Origin of the sequence: Streptomyces sp. NPDC005863 (genome assembly GCF_042871345.1) — a bacterium.
Lineage (GTDB): Bacteria > Actinomycetota > Actinomycetes > Streptomycetales > Streptomycetaceae > Streptomyces.
Genome location: NZ_JBIAII010000002.1, coordinates 20,261 through 34,621, shown reverse-complemented (window position 1 = coordinate 34,621; position 14,361 = coordinate 20,261). Strand labels below are relative to the sequence as shown.

Annotated in this window: 10 protein-coding genes and 1 pseudogene; 8 read left to right on the top strand and 3 right to left on the bottom strand. The window is 70.8% G+C overall.

Annotated elements, in window-relative coordinates; all coding sequences use genetic code 11:
* The first annotated feature begins 66 nt into the window (after positions 1-66).
* Positions 67-663, top strand: coding sequence for a helix-turn-helix domain-containing protein (locus ACFYO9_RS06505; RefSeq protein ID WP_358778226.1), 597 nt, complete (start codon positions 67-69; stop codon positions 661-663).
* 53 nt (positions 664-716) lie between these two features.
* On the opposite strand, the gene ACFYO9_RS06500 is transcribed toward ACFYO9_RS06505, so the two are convergent.
* Positions 717-2,069 (bottom strand): MFS transporter, encoded by a 1,353-nt coding sequence (locus ACFYO9_RS06500; RefSeq protein WP_358778225.1) that lies wholly within the window; start codon positions 2,067-2,069, stop codon positions 717-719.
* A 199-nt stretch (positions 2,070-2,268) separates the two neighbouring features.
* On the opposite strand from ACFYO9_RS06500, the gene ACFYO9_RS06495 reads away from it, so the two are divergent.
* The 5 genes from ACFYO9_RS06495 to ACFYO9_RS06475 all read left to right on the top strand — a co-directional run bounded on the left by ACFYO9_RS06495 (position 2,269) and on the right by ACFYO9_RS06475 (position 9,896).
* Positions 2,269-3,456, top strand: a complete 1,188-nt coding sequence (locus tag ACFYO9_RS06495) for a serine hydrolase (protein ID WP_358778224.1) — start codon at positions 2,269-2,271, stop codon at positions 3,454-3,456.
* A 177-nt stretch (positions 3,457-3,633) separates the two neighbouring features.
* Positions 3,634-5,868, top strand: a complete 2,235-nt coding sequence (locus tag ACFYO9_RS06490; protein WP_358778223.1) for an MMPL family transporter — start codon at positions 3,634-3,636, stop codon at positions 5,866-5,868.
* A gap of 139 nt (positions 5,869-6,007) precedes the next feature.
* A complete protein-coding gene (locus ACFYO9_RS06485) occupies positions 6,008-7,522 on the top strand; it encodes a streptophobe family protein (RefSeq protein WP_358778222.1) in 1,515 nt (504 codons plus the stop codon).
* 89 nt (positions 7,523-7,611) lie between these two features.
* The gene (locus ACFYO9_RS06480) at positions 7,612-8,358 is read left to right on the top strand and encodes a response regulator transcription factor (protein ID WP_358778221.1); all 747 of its coding nucleotides are present in this window, start codon (positions 7,612-7,614) and stop codon (positions 8,356-8,358) included.
* A complete protein-coding gene (locus ACFYO9_RS06475; protein ID WP_358778220.1) occupies positions 8,355-9,896 on the top strand; it encodes a HAMP domain-containing sensor histidine kinase in 1,542 nt (513 codons plus the stop codon). The genes ACFYO9_RS06480 and ACFYO9_RS06475 overlap by 4 nt, the downstream gene beginning before the upstream one ends.
* A gap of 367 nt (positions 9,897-10,263) precedes the next feature.
* On the opposite strand, the gene ACFYO9_RS06470 is transcribed toward ACFYO9_RS06475, so the two are convergent.
* Positions 10,264-11,262, bottom strand: coding sequence for an Lrp/AsnC family transcriptional regulator (locus ACFYO9_RS06470; RefSeq protein WP_388666045.1), 999 nt, complete (start codon positions 11,260-11,262; stop codon positions 10,264-10,266).
* A gap of 123 nt (positions 11,263-11,385) precedes the next feature.
* Here ACFYO9_RS06470 and ACFYO9_RS06465 point away from each other — a divergent pair, with 123 nt between their 5' ends.
* The gene (locus ACFYO9_RS06465; protein WP_358778218.1) at positions 11,386-12,801 is read left to right on the top strand and encodes an MFS transporter; all 1,416 of its coding nucleotides are present in this window, start codon (positions 11,386-11,388) and stop codon (positions 12,799-12,801) included.
* On the top strand, positions 12,798-14,006 hold the full coding sequence (locus ACFYO9_RS06460; protein ID WP_358778217.1) for a M20 family metallopeptidase: 1,209 nt from the start codon (positions 12,798-12,800) through the stop codon (positions 14,004-14,006). The genes ACFYO9_RS06465 and ACFYO9_RS06460 overlap by 4 nt, the downstream gene beginning before the upstream one ends.
* Positions 14,007-14,137: 131 nt before the next feature.
* On the opposite strand, the pseudogene ACFYO9_RS06455 reads toward ACFYO9_RS06460, so the two are convergent.
* A pseudogene (locus ACFYO9_RS06455) lies at positions 14,138-14,233 on the bottom strand (ketoreductase); the annotation flags it as partial.
* Positions 14,234-14,361 lie beyond the last annotated feature (128 nt).

Here is a 14,361-nt window from a genome sequence, read left to right as displayed (position 1 = left end):
ACGTGTCAGGTGTCAAGGGTCTTTAGACTGGGCAGGCAGGCGGAGCGACGATCGAGGAGGGCCCCGGTGGCCGAGGACAGACGTACGAGACGGTCACGCCGTGCCCTGGGGGCCGCATTGGTCGAGCTGGTCCTGGAGCGCGGTTTCACCGCGCTGACGGTGGAGGACATCACCGAGCGGGCGGATGTGGCGCGCGCGACCTTCTATGCCCATTTCCGTGACAAGGAGGACCTGTTCGCCCGCGTGACGGTCGACCTCCTGGACGAGCTCGGCGAGCGGCTCGCTCCCGCCGTGGCGGACAGTGCGATCGGCTTCACGGGCAAGCCGGTTCTGGAGATGCTGCGGCACGCGCGTGAGGAGCGTGACCTGTACCGGATCGTGCTGCGTGGTGACGGGGACGGCAAACCGCTGCTGATGTTCACGGATGCCTGTGCCAAGGCGACAGCGGACGAGTTCCGCGCCCGTGCGGAACGCAACGCGGTCCAGCCGCGTATCGACCCCGATCTCCTCGCCCAGGTGTGGGTGGGCGAGCAGATCGCCGTACTTCGCTGGTGGGTCGAACAGGAATCCCCGACCCTGCCGGCGGAGGAGGTCGTACGCATGCTTCTCGACCTGGCGCTGCACGGGCGGTACTGGGCCAGCGGCTTCGAGTCGCCGGCCTGAGCGAACGGGCGCCGACGGCCCGACTACCGGCCTGCCGCACAGCCCGGCGGTCCTCATCGCAGGGTATCGGCCGTGACGGTCGGGGCCAGTCGCCGAGCGTCGCGCTCCGGCCGGATGGTGAACAGGGCGACGAGCCCGCAGGCCGCCATGACGGCGGCGGACAGCAGGAACGAACGGGTGTAGCCGACACTCTGTGAAGAGGCGGAGTCCAGCAGATGTCCGGTCAGGTAGGGGGCGATCAGTCCGGGCAAGGTGCCTGTCGCCGCGACGATGCCGAAGACCGCCCCCCGCTGAAGCGGAGGCACGACGGCGGCGGCCGTCACGTAGTGGAGGGGGAAGGCGATGGCGTGCCCGCCGAAGGCCACGGCGAGCAGCGCCAGTTGCGTCCCGCCGTCCGCGAACGGGAAGGAGGCCATCGCCAGTGCCGCGACGGTGACGGCGATGCCCTGCGGGGCGCCGCTCGCCCACCGGCGTGAGAGGCCGCGCCGGTGCAGGAGATCGAGGAGCGGGGGCACCGAGAGCAGCAGGACGAGGCTGAACGCGGAGACGGCGCTGATGAGCGTGGCAGCCCTGCCGGGGGGCATTCCGAGTTGGGTACGCAGGTAGACGGGCAGCCAGGCGTGACTCAACGCCATCGCCCAGGAGGCGCCGAACGCGCTCGCGATGCTCCCGAGCACGGTGCCGTTCAACAGCAGGCGCCGGTACGGGAGTCGCTGTCCGGTGGAAGAGCCGTGCGCGGTGCCGACGGACGGGCGGGCACTGCGGGTGAGCTCCTCGCCGTACGGCCCGTCGTGCCCCGTCCGCCACCACACCAGGCTCCAGGCCAGGCTGGCCACCGCGAGTGCCACGTATGCGGACCGCCATCCGAAGCCGGTGATCAGCCATGTCAGGACCGGTGCCGCGATCAGCGTGCCGAGCGCGGCACCGCTGATCTGCAGGGCGGAAGGCAGGCCGCGCCGGTCCTCAGGGAACCATTTGTGCAGGGCGTGCATCGACATCGGCGCCGCCGGCCCTTCGGCGGCCCCGAGTAGCATCCGCCCCGCGATCAGGGCTGGGACCGACGCCGCGAACAGCACCGGCAGTTGGGCCACCGCCCACAGGACGGCCATCGTGAAGAGCAGAACCCTGCTGGAGACCTTCGCGGAGGCGAAGCCGACGATCAGCCCGGACAGGCTGAACAGCAGCGCGAACGAACTGGAAATCAACCCGTACGCGCTGTTGCTGATGCCCAGCTCGTCCATGATCGGCACGGCCGCGAGTCCCAGGACGGCCTTGTCCGCGTAGTTGATGAGCATGAACGTCACGATCACCGCAGTGATCAGCCAGGCCCGCCGCCGGCCGAACACCGGACGCGGTGGCGCCCCGATGGCCTCGCGGGGCGGTGCGGGCGGTGACGGTTCGGCCATGGGGAACTCCTGCGGCTCGGAGGGGAAGGGCGCGGAGGGGGCGCGAACGGGCCGATCCGGAGGCGGTCGACGGTTCACGCGGAAACGCGCATGGCAGGGCGTATGGCATCGGTGTCGAGAGACTGTCTCCGCCTGCTTCTGAACAGGTTGTACGTTAACGCTGTAGTTGTTCAAGACCTCTGCGGTGATGGAGTGACTTATGACCGACCTGACGCGACTCGGTGATCTCTTGTGGACCCGCGGCTACACGGACCCGGCCTGGATCCGACGCTTCACGTCTGCGGGCCGCGAGCTCACCCCGAGCCGTCGCGTGTGGCGCGGCCCCGAGCCCGCACGGCCTCTGCCCGACCGGCCTGCTGACCTCGACGCGCTCGACATCGAGGCAGGCGGCACCACGCTCAAGCTGGAGGATCTGTTTGCGGCGGCTCAGACGGACGCGTTCCTCGTGATGCACCGCGGTGCCGTCGTCCACGAGACGTACCGGGAGGGCACCGAGGCGCGCACCCCGCACTTCAACGCCTCCGCGGCCAAGTCGTACATCGGCCTGATGGTGGCGACCCTGGCGCACCAGGGCCTCCTGGACAGGTCGGCGCCGACATCCGCCCACGTTCCCGAACTCGCCGGAACAGCCTTCGGCGACGCCACGATCGAGGACCTGCTGCACATGGGCACCCAGGTCAGTTACGCGGGCCGGCCCTTCGACAAGGCGATCGAGGCGCAGCGGTACTTCGCCGTCATCGCTCCTCGGCTGCGGCCGTTCGGCTACAACGGCCCCACCACCATTCGCGAGCACCTCTTGACCGCCCGCGCGACCGGCCGGCCGGGCATCGAGTTCCGCTACGAGAACGGCAACGTCGAGACGCTGGCCGAGGTCCTGCGCCGGGTCACGAGCCTCACCACCTCGGCGCTGCTCAGCGAGATGATCTGGTCGAAGATCGGCGCCGAGGAGGACGCCTACTACATCCTCGACGGCGACGGCGTCGAGGCGGCGTGCGGCGGATTCAGCGCCACCGCGCGCGACGTCGCCCGGCTCGGTGAGATGCTCCGTCTAGGCGGGGCGGTCGGCGACCGGCAGGTCGTGCCCGAGGAAGTGGCGACGACGATCACCAGTGGCGTCCCCGACGGCTACCCCCGTCGCGTACGGTTCCCCGCTGCACCGCGCGGCTCGTCGGCCACGCTCTCCTACCACGACCTGTGGTGGATCCCGAACGATCCGTACGGCTCCTACCTGGCCAGCGGTATCCACGGCCAGCGGCTGTTCGTCTCGCCCGGCCTCGACCTGGTCGCCGTCCACTTCGGCTCGCAGGTCATCTCCCCCGACGTGCCGGTCGCTCCGCTCGTTAAGGCGTTCCTGCGGATCGGGACCCATCTCGCACCGACTTGGTGAACTTCCTGTGAATCGGGCCGCGGTTGACAGCTGCGTTGCCGGGGATCGGAGGCATCGGCCCCGCCGTGGTGCCCGGATCTCTCAGGAAGTTCCCAGGATCTCTCCGGAGGCGATCAGGGCGGGCTGACAGCGTCGGCACCTGTTCCGATCTGCCTCGACCGACGTGGAGCGTTTGCTGTGGCCACATTCCTTTCCCGGCTGGGCCGGTTTTCCTTCCGGAGGCGCTGGCTGGTCGCGTTGCTGTGGGTGGTACTGCTCGTGGGGACGGGGGTGCTGGCCGGGAGGGCTCCCGCCCCGCCGCCGAACGACTTCTCGATGCCCGGCACGGAGGCGCAGCAGGCGTACGACCTCCTGGAGAAGAGCTTCCCGGAGCTGAAGGCCGACGGCGCCACGGCCCGAGTCGTCTTCCAGGCGCAGGACAGCAAGGTCACCGACCCGGAGGCGAAGAAGGCCATCCAGGAGACGGTCCGGGAACTCAGTGACGATCCACAGGTCGCGTGGGTCACCGACCCGTACGCGACCCGGTCGGTGAGCGCTGACGGTTCCACTGCCTATGCGCAGATCTCCTACGAGGTGCCCGCCTCCGAACTGGAGGAGAGCTCACGCACCGCGCTTCAGGACACCGTCGAGAAGGCGGGCTCGAAGGAACTGACGGTCGAGGCCGGCGGCAACGCCGTAAACGCGATCGCCGTCGGCCATTCCTCTGAGGCCCTGGGCCTGGCGGTAGCCGCTGTGGTGCTCGTCCTGACCTTCGGCTCACTGCTCGCCGCCGGACTCCCGCTGCTCACCGCTATCCTCGGCGTGGGCATCGGCGGCCTGGCGATCAAAGTGCTGGCGGAGCCGCTCGGACTCGGCTCGACCACGAGCGGTCTCGCCACCATGATCGGCCTCGCCGTCGGCATCGACTACGCACTGTTCGTGGTCTCCCGCTACCGCGCCGAACTCGCACGTGGCCGCAGCCGTAACGACGCGGCCGGGTACGCGGTCGGCACCGCGGGATCGGCGGTCGTGTTCGCGGGGCTGACCGTGGTCATCGCCCTCGCAGGGCTGGCGGTGGTGGGCATTCCGCTGCTCACGCAGATGGGCCTCGCCGCGGCCGCCACGGTCGTCATCGCGGTGCTCATTGCCGTCACGCTGATCCCCGCGCTGCTCGGGATCTGCGGCCGCCGGATCGGTCCGGCCCGCGCCAAGCGGCGTCGTGGCGAGGAACACAGCCCGAAGCCCGCCATGGGGGTGCGCTGGGCCCGGTTCGTCGTCCGGCGACCGGTCGCCGTCCTGTTGGGCGGTGTCGCGCTGCTCGGCGTGATCGCCGTGCCGGCGGCTTCGCTGGAGATGGGGCTGCCGGGCGACGAGAGCAAGCCCGCCTCGACCACGCAACGTCGCGCGTACGACAGGGTCGCCGAGGGCTTCGGCCCGGGCTACAACGGCCCGCTCACCGTGGTCGTCCAGGCAGAGGGAGGCGGCAGCGCCAAGGCAGGCGCCCGGAGCGTGGCCGAGGAGGTCCGCGAAAGGAAGGACGTCGCCGCGGTCGGACAGCCGAAACTGAGCGAGTCCGGCGACACCGCCGTTCTGAACGTCGTCCCGGCGACCGCACCGTCGAGCACCGAGACCGCCGACCTCGTGCACGCGCTGCGCGCCCCGGCACTCGCGAGCGACAACGACGCCCACGTACTGGTCGCCGGATCGACGGCGATGAACGTGGACGTCTCACAGAAACTGTCCGACGCGCTGCTTCCTTACCTGGGGCTCGTAGTCGGCCTGGCGTTCCTGCTGCTCATCGCCGTCTTCCGCTCCCTCCTCGTCCCGCTCAAGGCGGCCCTGGGATTCCTGCTCTCCGTCCTCGCCGGTCTCGGCGCGGTGGTCGCGGTGTTCCAGTGGGGGTGGTTGTCCTCGATCTTCGATGTCGCGGTACCGGGGCCGGTGATGTCGATGATGCCGATCTTCATGGTGGGTGTCGTCTTCGGACTCGCCATGGACTACGAGGTCTTCCTTGTGACCCGGATGCGCGAGGCGTACGTGCATGGGCAGTCGCCGAAGGAGTCCGTGATCAGCGGGTTCGAGCACAGCGCGCGCGTGGTGACTGCGGCGGCCGTGATCATGATCTCGGTGTTCGCCTCCTTCATGGGCAGCGACGAGCAGATGCTCAAGACCATCGGCTTCGGTCTGGCCGCCGCCGTTCTCTTCGACGCCTTCGTCGTCCGCATGGCGCTCGTCCCGGCCGTCCTGGCCCTGCTCGGCCGACGGGCGTGGCAGCTGCCCCGATGGCTGGACCGACTCGTGCCCGACCTGGATGTCGAGGGCGAGCGGCTCGAGCGGGACCAGGGCGGTCCCCCGCGTGCAGGCGTCGAAGCGTCGCCTGACGGCGGCCGGGACCTGGGGCTCGAAACCGCAGGAAGCGGCAGCGGCCACTGAGTCCGCGCCCCTGACCGAGTCCGTGCCCCGCGATTCCGCAACCGCGTCCGCGTGCCCGCGTCCACGGGACGGGGCGGCCCCTCCCGCCGCGCCGTCCCCCTCTCCCGTCCCCCCCTGCCTCGTACACAGGAGCCTGCCGATGCCCTCCGCCCCGCCGTCCCCCCGTCGTCCTGGCTCGCCCTGGCGCCACGCCCTTGAAGGAGCCCTCTCTGTCGCGACCGCCGTGCTGGCGATGACAGCCGCCGCATGGGCGGCGCTCACAGTCCTGGGCGCCGGGGCGATCGCCCCCGTGTCCCGCCTCGTGCCGACGATGGTGAGCATGACCTTCGGCGGCGGCGTCACCGTGGAGTCGGCGTCCACCGCCGAGTCCACCGAGGGCGGCGGTCCTGGCGGCGGGCTCGGCGGGCTGCTGGGGGGAGCGGGCGGTGGCGGTGAAGGTATGAGCCTCGGCTTGACCGGTGAGGTGGCGGTGACGCCACTGATGCTGACGTTCCTCGGTACGGCAGTCCTGGCGATCGGCTTCTTCCGTCCCCTGCGCCGACGGCAACGGCCTACTCCGGCGCTGCTGTGGGCCCGGTGCGGCGGCGCGCTGGTGACCACGGCCGTAGTCACCCCGATCCTGGCCGGCATGGCCCAGGGCACGGCCCGGCTGCCGGAGAGCGTGACGGACCGCTTCGGGAAGGGCGCCTCGTCCGGAGCGTTCAGCCAGTTCGGAGGTGACGGAGGTGGAGGACTCACCAAGGGCCTGTCGTCGGTGATGTTCAAGACCGATACGGTGGCGACCATCTTCTTCGGCCTGCTGTGGGTCGGCGCCGTCCTCGCCCTCGGCTGCCTCGCCGCGCGCCGTACGATCCTGCCGCGCCCCCTCGCCCTCAGCCGCCTGCGCCTGAAGTGGAACGCCGTGACCTCGACCCTGACCGGGATCGCCGCGGCGCTATGCTGCTCGGCCCTCGTCGTCGCGTTCCTGGCCGGGGCCGCCGCCTTGACCGGCCGGGACCAGGCGGCCAGAGCGGCGGGCCTGCTGCTGCTCCTCGGCCCCAACCTAATCTCCGTCCTGTTCACCGCCGGCTTCGGCACTTCCTGGCAGGTGGGCATGCACCGACTGGAGCCCGAGGGCAGCGGCATGCTCGGCGGCGCGGGGGCGGCTCAGGGTGACGCAGCGGGCACGGACAAATCCGTCGACCTCGGAGACTGGTCGGGCGTAGGCATACCGCTGTGGCTGCTCGCCATGGTCCTCGTACTGCTCCTCCTGGTGATCGCCGGATATGTGGCCTCCGCCCGAACTCCGGCCCGCACCCCGCGCGAGGACTCCGAGGCCGTGCTCGACCGTCACGCGGAGATCGCCCTGCGCACAGGCATCGTGGTGGGCATCTCGGCATTGCTGCTTCCGCTGCTCGCGCGGGGGTCGGTACGGATCGGCATCAGCCTCATGGGCAACGAGATGGGCGGCATGACCGCAGGACTGGACGGAGGCATCGGACTGTCCGCGCTGACCGGTTTCGTCCTGGCCGCCCTCGCCTCCTACGCCGGCAGCCGCCTGCACGGTCGCCGTGCCCGGTGCTCAGGTCCCGCCCCGCGGCGGTCGGGCACCGCGGGGCGCCGGGCGACAGCCGCCGGACCCGCTCGGCGGGTCCCGTCGGACACGGTGTCGTGAGCCCCATGTGATCTCCTGAGAAGCCAGTGCTGGCCCAGCCTGAGCCACTCGCCCCCAGTCCCCGGCCCGTGAAGGCGGCGATCCACACCATGGCGGTATCCGCACCTACCCCGTACTCCGTGGATCGCCCCGTTCGGTACCACCTGCTTGTCGTCGACGACGAGCCCACCGTCCGGGAACTGCTGCGCACCGCACTGAGCTACGCCGGCTTCGAGGTCGACGCCGCCACCACCGGCCAGGAAGCACTCGACCTGGCCGCGGCCCGCACCCCCGATCTCGTCCTGCTCGACGTGATGCTCCCGGACATGGACGGCTTCGAAGTGATCCGCCGCCTGCGGGCCAGGCCCCATTCACCCCTGCCCGGCCGGGGCGGCGACGTGCCCGTCCTCTTTGTCACGGCACGAGACGACCGCCAAGGCAGGCTCCACGGCCTGCGCCTCGGTGGCGACGACTACGTCACCAAACCCTTCGACCTCGAAGAACTCATAGCTCGCATCCACGCCGTACTTCGCCGCACCCAGGGCGAGCAGCCGGCCCGAATGACCGTCGGGGACCTGGCACTGGAACCTGACAGCCACCACGTCGCCCGGGCGGAACGGACCGTGCGCCTGTCCCCGACCGAGTTCCGCCTTCTGCACTTCCTCGTCGCCAACGCCGAACGGACCATGACCAAGAAGCAGATCCTGGACGCTGTTTGGGAGTACGACTTCGGCGGCGACCCCAGCATCGTCGACACGTACATCAGCTATCTGCGCCGCAAGGTCGACCGGGTGGAGCCCAAACTGATCCACACCATCCGAGGCGTGGGCTACGTGATCCGCGAGCCCCGGCCGTGAAGCGCCCGGCATGGTGGCCTACCGACAGGCGGTCGAGCAGGCTTTCCCTCCGCACCCGCCTGCTGTGCCTGTCCACCGCGCTGGTCGCGGTCGGGCTCCTCGGGACCGGCCTGATCGTCACCACGGCCCTGCGCGGCTATCTCCAGGACCGTGTCGACGACCGGCTTGTCCTCACCGGGCAGATTGCCGCCCGCCTAGCCCCGCCCGCAGGTACCGGCACCCCGCCGAGTGTGCAGGCCCTCCGCGTCCTCGGTGACACCACCGTCACCTATCTGGACGAAGAGGGCGCCGCCACCGGGGAGTTCGAGACGAGCACCGTACCCCCGGGCGGCGGCCCCGAACTCCCGTCCCTCGACCGTGCGGCCGTCCTAGCCCACGAAGGCCACCCCTTCACCGTGCCCGCGAAGCACGGCGACCACAAGTGGCGAGCCATCGCCCTCACCCAGCCCGCCCGGGTCTTCCCGCCTGAAAGGGCGGAGGGCCCGGGCAGCGTGGTCGTGGCGACCTCCCTCGACGAGGTCGACCGCACCGTCACCAAGACCCGCAACCTCTCCCTGACCGTGGGTGCCGCTCTGCTCGCGATCCTCACGGCTGCCGGCTGGTTCGCCGTCCGCTCCGGGTTGCGCCCCCTGACGCGCATCGAGGAGACTGCGACGGCGATCACCGTCGGCGACTACTCCCACCGCGTCCCCGAACTGGCCGCGCCCCACACCGAGGTGGGCCACCTGACCGCCTGCCTCAACCAGATGCTCGACCGGATCGACACCGCCTTCCAGGCCCGCGCGGAGGCCGAGGCGCGCACTCTTCGCTTCTTCGCCGACGCCGGCCACGAACTCCGCACGCCGCTCGTCGGCATCAAGGGCTACACCGACCTCTACCGCATGGGCGCCCTGCCCACCCGCGAGGATGTCGACCAGACCATGACCCGGATCGCCGCCGAATCCGAACGCCTCACCCGCCTGGTGGAGGAGATGTTCCTCTTGGCCCGCCTGGACGAGGGCGTGGTCTCCGCCCGCGAACCCGCTCTCGATCTCGAGCTCGCCCCCATGGACCTGCGCACGCTGGCCGCCGACGCCCTGCACGACGTACGGGCTCTGGACGCGACCCGCCCGCTCGCCCTGACCGGCCCCGACGGCGGAAGACCCGCCACCGCCCCGGCTGTCGCCGACGAGGCACGGCTCCGTCAGGTCGTCACCAACCTCATCGGCAACGCCGTCACCCACACCCCGCCCGGCACCCCGATTCGCATCGGCGTCGGCACCGCGGGCGACCGTGCCGTCCTCGAAGTCGCCGACGAGGGACCGGGCCTCACCCCCGCCGAGCGCGACCACGTCTTCGACCGCTTCTACCGCACCGACGACTCCCGTGCCCGGACCACCGGCGGCTCCGGCCTCGGCCTCGCCATCGCCCACGCCCTCGTCACTGTCCACGAAGGCCGGCTCACCCTCGACACCGCACCCGGCCTGGGCTGCACGTTCCGCATCGAACTCCCTCAGTCCGATGCGTCCCATCGGACAGACATAGACGGGAGGGCGTGAGGCCGGTTGTAAAGCGCCGGGCGCAGACCTGGCTGTCACGGGTGTCGGCCGACCGGCTTCTGCCCGTCGACCGGCAGGCGCGGGACGGCTTCTGGCTGTCGCGCATCCACCTCATGGTCAGAGCCCTCCACCGCGACGGAGGTGGACCGGTCGGAGGGAGAGACCACCGGCAGTTGCCGCGTCGGCGACCCCGGCGACCGAGTGGGCGTGGTCCAGCACCGGGGCGGCGACGGACGAGAGGCCGGGGTGGCCCCCTTTCAGCGCCGCGTGCCCCCGGCGCCGAGCTTCGGCCAAGGTGTCGCCGAGGAGGTGAGGGCAGTCCTGGGGCGCCGCGTTTGTGGGACACCCGCACCAGGGCCGGACTACCTCACCATGGACGGATCGGGCAGACCTCCAGGCGCCGTCCCTCGTCGTCCAGCAGGTGCCCCATTCTTTTCACGGTGCGTACGCCGAGGACGCGGTCGGTGACTTCCAGGCTCGGCAACCGGGCGCAGGCCGTCGTCTCGCGCTGCTGTACCGAGCCGATGTCGCGGACCCAGTAGGTGGCCAGCACGTTGGCGGAGCCGGTGACGGCGGCCAGCAGCCGGCACTCGGGCAGAGTGGCCAGGGTGCGGTGCAGACGGTTGACGTCGTTGGCCGTGGCGCGGCCGCGGAAGGTGATGGACACGGGCAGTCCGGACACGGCCGGGGCCATGTCGCAGCGGAACGCGATGATTCCGCTTGTGGTGAGCAGGCCGATCCGCCGCCGGACGGTGGCGGTGCTGCGTCCGGTGAGTGCGGCCAGATCCGCGAGCCGGGTGCGCCCGTCTCGCACCAGCGCGTCGAGGAGTGTGTGGTCCAGGCTCAGGTTGAAGGCGGCGCTCCCCGTTGCGTCGGGGGTGTAGGACCGTCCCAGCGCTGAGAGCTGTGACGGGTCGAGTGACCTCAGCCGCCACCGGGAGCCTTCGGCGTAGAGGGACGTGGCCAACACACATTCCACGTCGAGCACGTCGGGCAGCGGGGCGAGTTCCTCGCCGATGAACCGGTGCAGGGCCGGGAGGTCCGGCGTCAGCACGTCCAGCATGAGGTCGGTGTGTCCTGGGGCGAGCAGTTCGACGGTCACCGCCTCCGTAAGCCGTGCCACCCTGTCGGCCAGGCGCCGGCGGGCAGCGGGAGGGCACCGGAGGAAGACGAAGGCCGTGCAGCCGCTTCGGGAGAACGACGGGCCGGGCACCGCTGAGACCCAGGCCAGGCCCTGTGCGGTGAGCCGTTCCCAGCGCCGGGCCAGCGTCACCGCGGCGGCGCCGAGCAGGGGTGCGAGATCTGTCCAGGGCGCTCGGGGCTGAAGCTGCAAGGCGTGCACGAGTGCGAGATCCAGCTCGCTCACCACGACCGAATCCAACAAGAAGACCTCTTGATTTGCGAGTTTCCGTCAATCTGCTGCCCCGTTGGTTGCTCGGTCGCACCCTAGCCATCACGTCGCATTCCAGCCAAGGGAAGAGGTGAGACCGTGACGCGTGCCGTCAGCCGGGGTCGTGGACTGATCGCGACGATGATCCTCATTGTGGTCTGCAGCGGTGTCGTCCAGGGGTACCTGACTCCGCTGCTGCCCGTTGTGGGCGCCCACGTCGGTATCGGCGGCGTGGGCCAGAACAACCTGTACCTGCTGTCACAGGTCGCTTTCGCCGTGCTGACCCCGCTGCTCTCGCGCTGGGGCGACATGTGGGGGCACCGTCGACTGCTGCTGGTCGCCGTCACCATGGTGGCCGTCGGTTCACTGCTCATCGCCGCCCGGCCCACCACCGCCACACTCGCCCTCGGCATGGTGCTGCAGAGCGCGGTGGTCGGCTTCTTCCCGCTCTTGGCCGGGATCCTGCGCTCGCGTTCGCCCGAATACGGCCGTGTCGGCATGTCCGTGCTGGTCGGCGCATTGCTTCTGTCCATCGGCACCGGTGGTTTCGTGGCCGGGACACTCAGCGACGAACACGCACTCGCCGGGCTGTGGACCGCGGTCCCCTTCTGCGCCCTCGCCGTCGCCGCTGCCTTCGCCCTGCCGGCCAGCACCGCGCCACGCGCCGGCCGGTTCAATTCGCTCGCCGCCCTGCTGCTGACCGTCGGGCTCGGCGCCCTGATCCTAGTGCTGACCGAGGGCGGTTCCTGGGGCTGGACGTCAGCATCGTCGCTGCTCACGCTTCTTGCGTCTCTCGTGCTGCTGAGCGTGTGGGTGCAGGTCGAACGGCGCTCCTCGCATCCGCTGGTGGACATCGGCATGCTGAGCAACCCGCGGCTCGCGGCGGTCAGCGCGCACACGTTCTGTATCGCCTTCGGCGCCATCGGCTTCCTCGGTGCCAACGCCGTGTACCTCGGCACGGAGCCGGACGGCGAGGGCCTCGGTCTCGGCCTCGGCGCGCGGGCCATCTCCCTGGTGTCCCTGGGCATGGTCGCCGTCGGCTTCGTCGGCTCCACCCTGACGCCCCGGCTGTCCCGGGCCATCGGTGACCGTGCCGTGCTCGCGGTCGGCGGCTGCGCCGGCGCCCTCGGGTTCCTCAGCCTGTGTCTCTTCCACTCCTCGCTGCCGCAGTATCTGGTCGGTGCTTTGATCGTGGGCCTGTCCACGGGCATGTTCGAAGCCGCCACCCGATCCCTGTCGGTGGAGGTGGTCGACGAGGCCGAAACCGCGTTGTCCGTCGGCGTCAACGAGATGGCGCTTTCCCTCGGCGCGGCGATCGGCGCGGCCGTGATCGGCTCCCTGTGGGCAGGCCACACGTCGGCCGGGGGCGCCGTCACAAGGGCGGGGTACGAGTGGGCCTGGGCCGCCTGTGCCGTTGTGGCGCTCGCCGGGGCCGCGGTCGGCCTGCTCTTTCGTGAGCGGCCCACAGCGCCTGCGTCACAAGCCGGCGTCGCCGCCGCGGGGAGGGCGGCATGACCAGCACACCCACCTCCCGACGAGAACACGCCCTCGCCGTCTCCGCCGCCACCGTGCGCAAGGACCGACAGACGCTGATCGCGCTCAGCCATAGCCTGCACGCCGACCCCGAGACGGCCATGCGGGAGTACCGGTCGGCCGCGAAGATCGCGCGCATCGCCGAGGACGCCGGATTCACCGTCACCTGCGAGGTGGCCGACCTGCCGACCGCCTTCGTCGCCACCTACGGCTCGGGTGATCTGGTGATCGGCCTGTGCGCCGAGTACGACGCGCTGCCCGGCATCGGACACGCCTGCGGGCACAACGTCAACGGCGCCGCCTCGACCGGGGCGGCTCTCGCGCTCGCCTCCGTCGCCGACCTCGTCGGCATCACCGTGCAACTGATCGGCACCCCCGCCGAGGAGGACATCGGCGGCAAAGCGCTACTGCTCGAAGCGGGTGTCTTCGACGATGTGGCCGCCGCGTTCATGGTCCACGCCGCCGGCGAGGACTCCGTCGGCGGCTCCTCACTGGCCATCGGTGCCTGGGACGTCGTCTACACCGGAAAGCCGGCCCATGCCGCGCTCGCCCCCTGGGAGGGCATCAACGCCCTGGACGCCATCACCCTGGCACGCACAGCCGTCGGGCTGCTGCGCCAGCAACTGCCCCCGGGTTCCATGGTCCACGACATCGTCTTCGGGGCCGGTGACGCGGTCAACGTCATCCCCGACACGGCCCGGGCCCGCTACGAACTGCGTGCCCGCACCACCCAGGACCTCGAGCACACCCGCCGTCGGGTGCGGGCCTGCCTGGAGGCGGCTGCCCTGGCCACCGGTGCCGACCTGGAACTCGCCCCGCACGGAGCCGACTTCGCCGACCTACGCCAGGACGACTTTCTCACGGACGCCTACGTCCGGGTAGCCACAGCCCTGGGCCGCGAACCTGTCAACCGCCGAAACGAGCTCATGGCCTCCACCGACATGGGCAACGTCTCCCACCTCCTGCCCGCACTCCACCCCACCATCGGCTACGACACACAAGGCGCCCAACACCACACCGCAGCATTCGCCCGGTACGGCACCTCACCCCAGGCAGACCGGGCCGTCCTCGACGCCGCTACCGCCCTCGCCCACACCGGCGTCGAGCTGGCCACCGACCCGACCCAGCGCGAACGCTGCCTGCGGCTGCTCTCCGACAGGCAAGGGTCGGCCGTCGAACGAGAGTGACCACGGAGACCGGCGGCAAAGTGCACGTTCCCACGGCTCGGCCGCCGCCCGCCCCCTTTGCCGGGGCGGACGTTCGCGCTGGTGTGGACACTCCCCGCATGCTCGTCCCACCCCTCCCTGCCACTTCGCACCACGACCGCTCCACTGTCGACCGGGAGTACCACTCCGGTGACGAACGAGCGGGGAGGGCCGGCGAGCTCGGCGATCGCCCAGGCCAACTCTGGCGGCCCACAGTTCGCGGCCCCCCCCTTCACCCCTTCCGTCCCCGCCAGAACCAGAGCCACCCGTTCGTGTATGGGACGGCGCGGCGCCCTCCTGGGCTGCGATGCCGGCTCCGCCCGGCTGGCACACGACG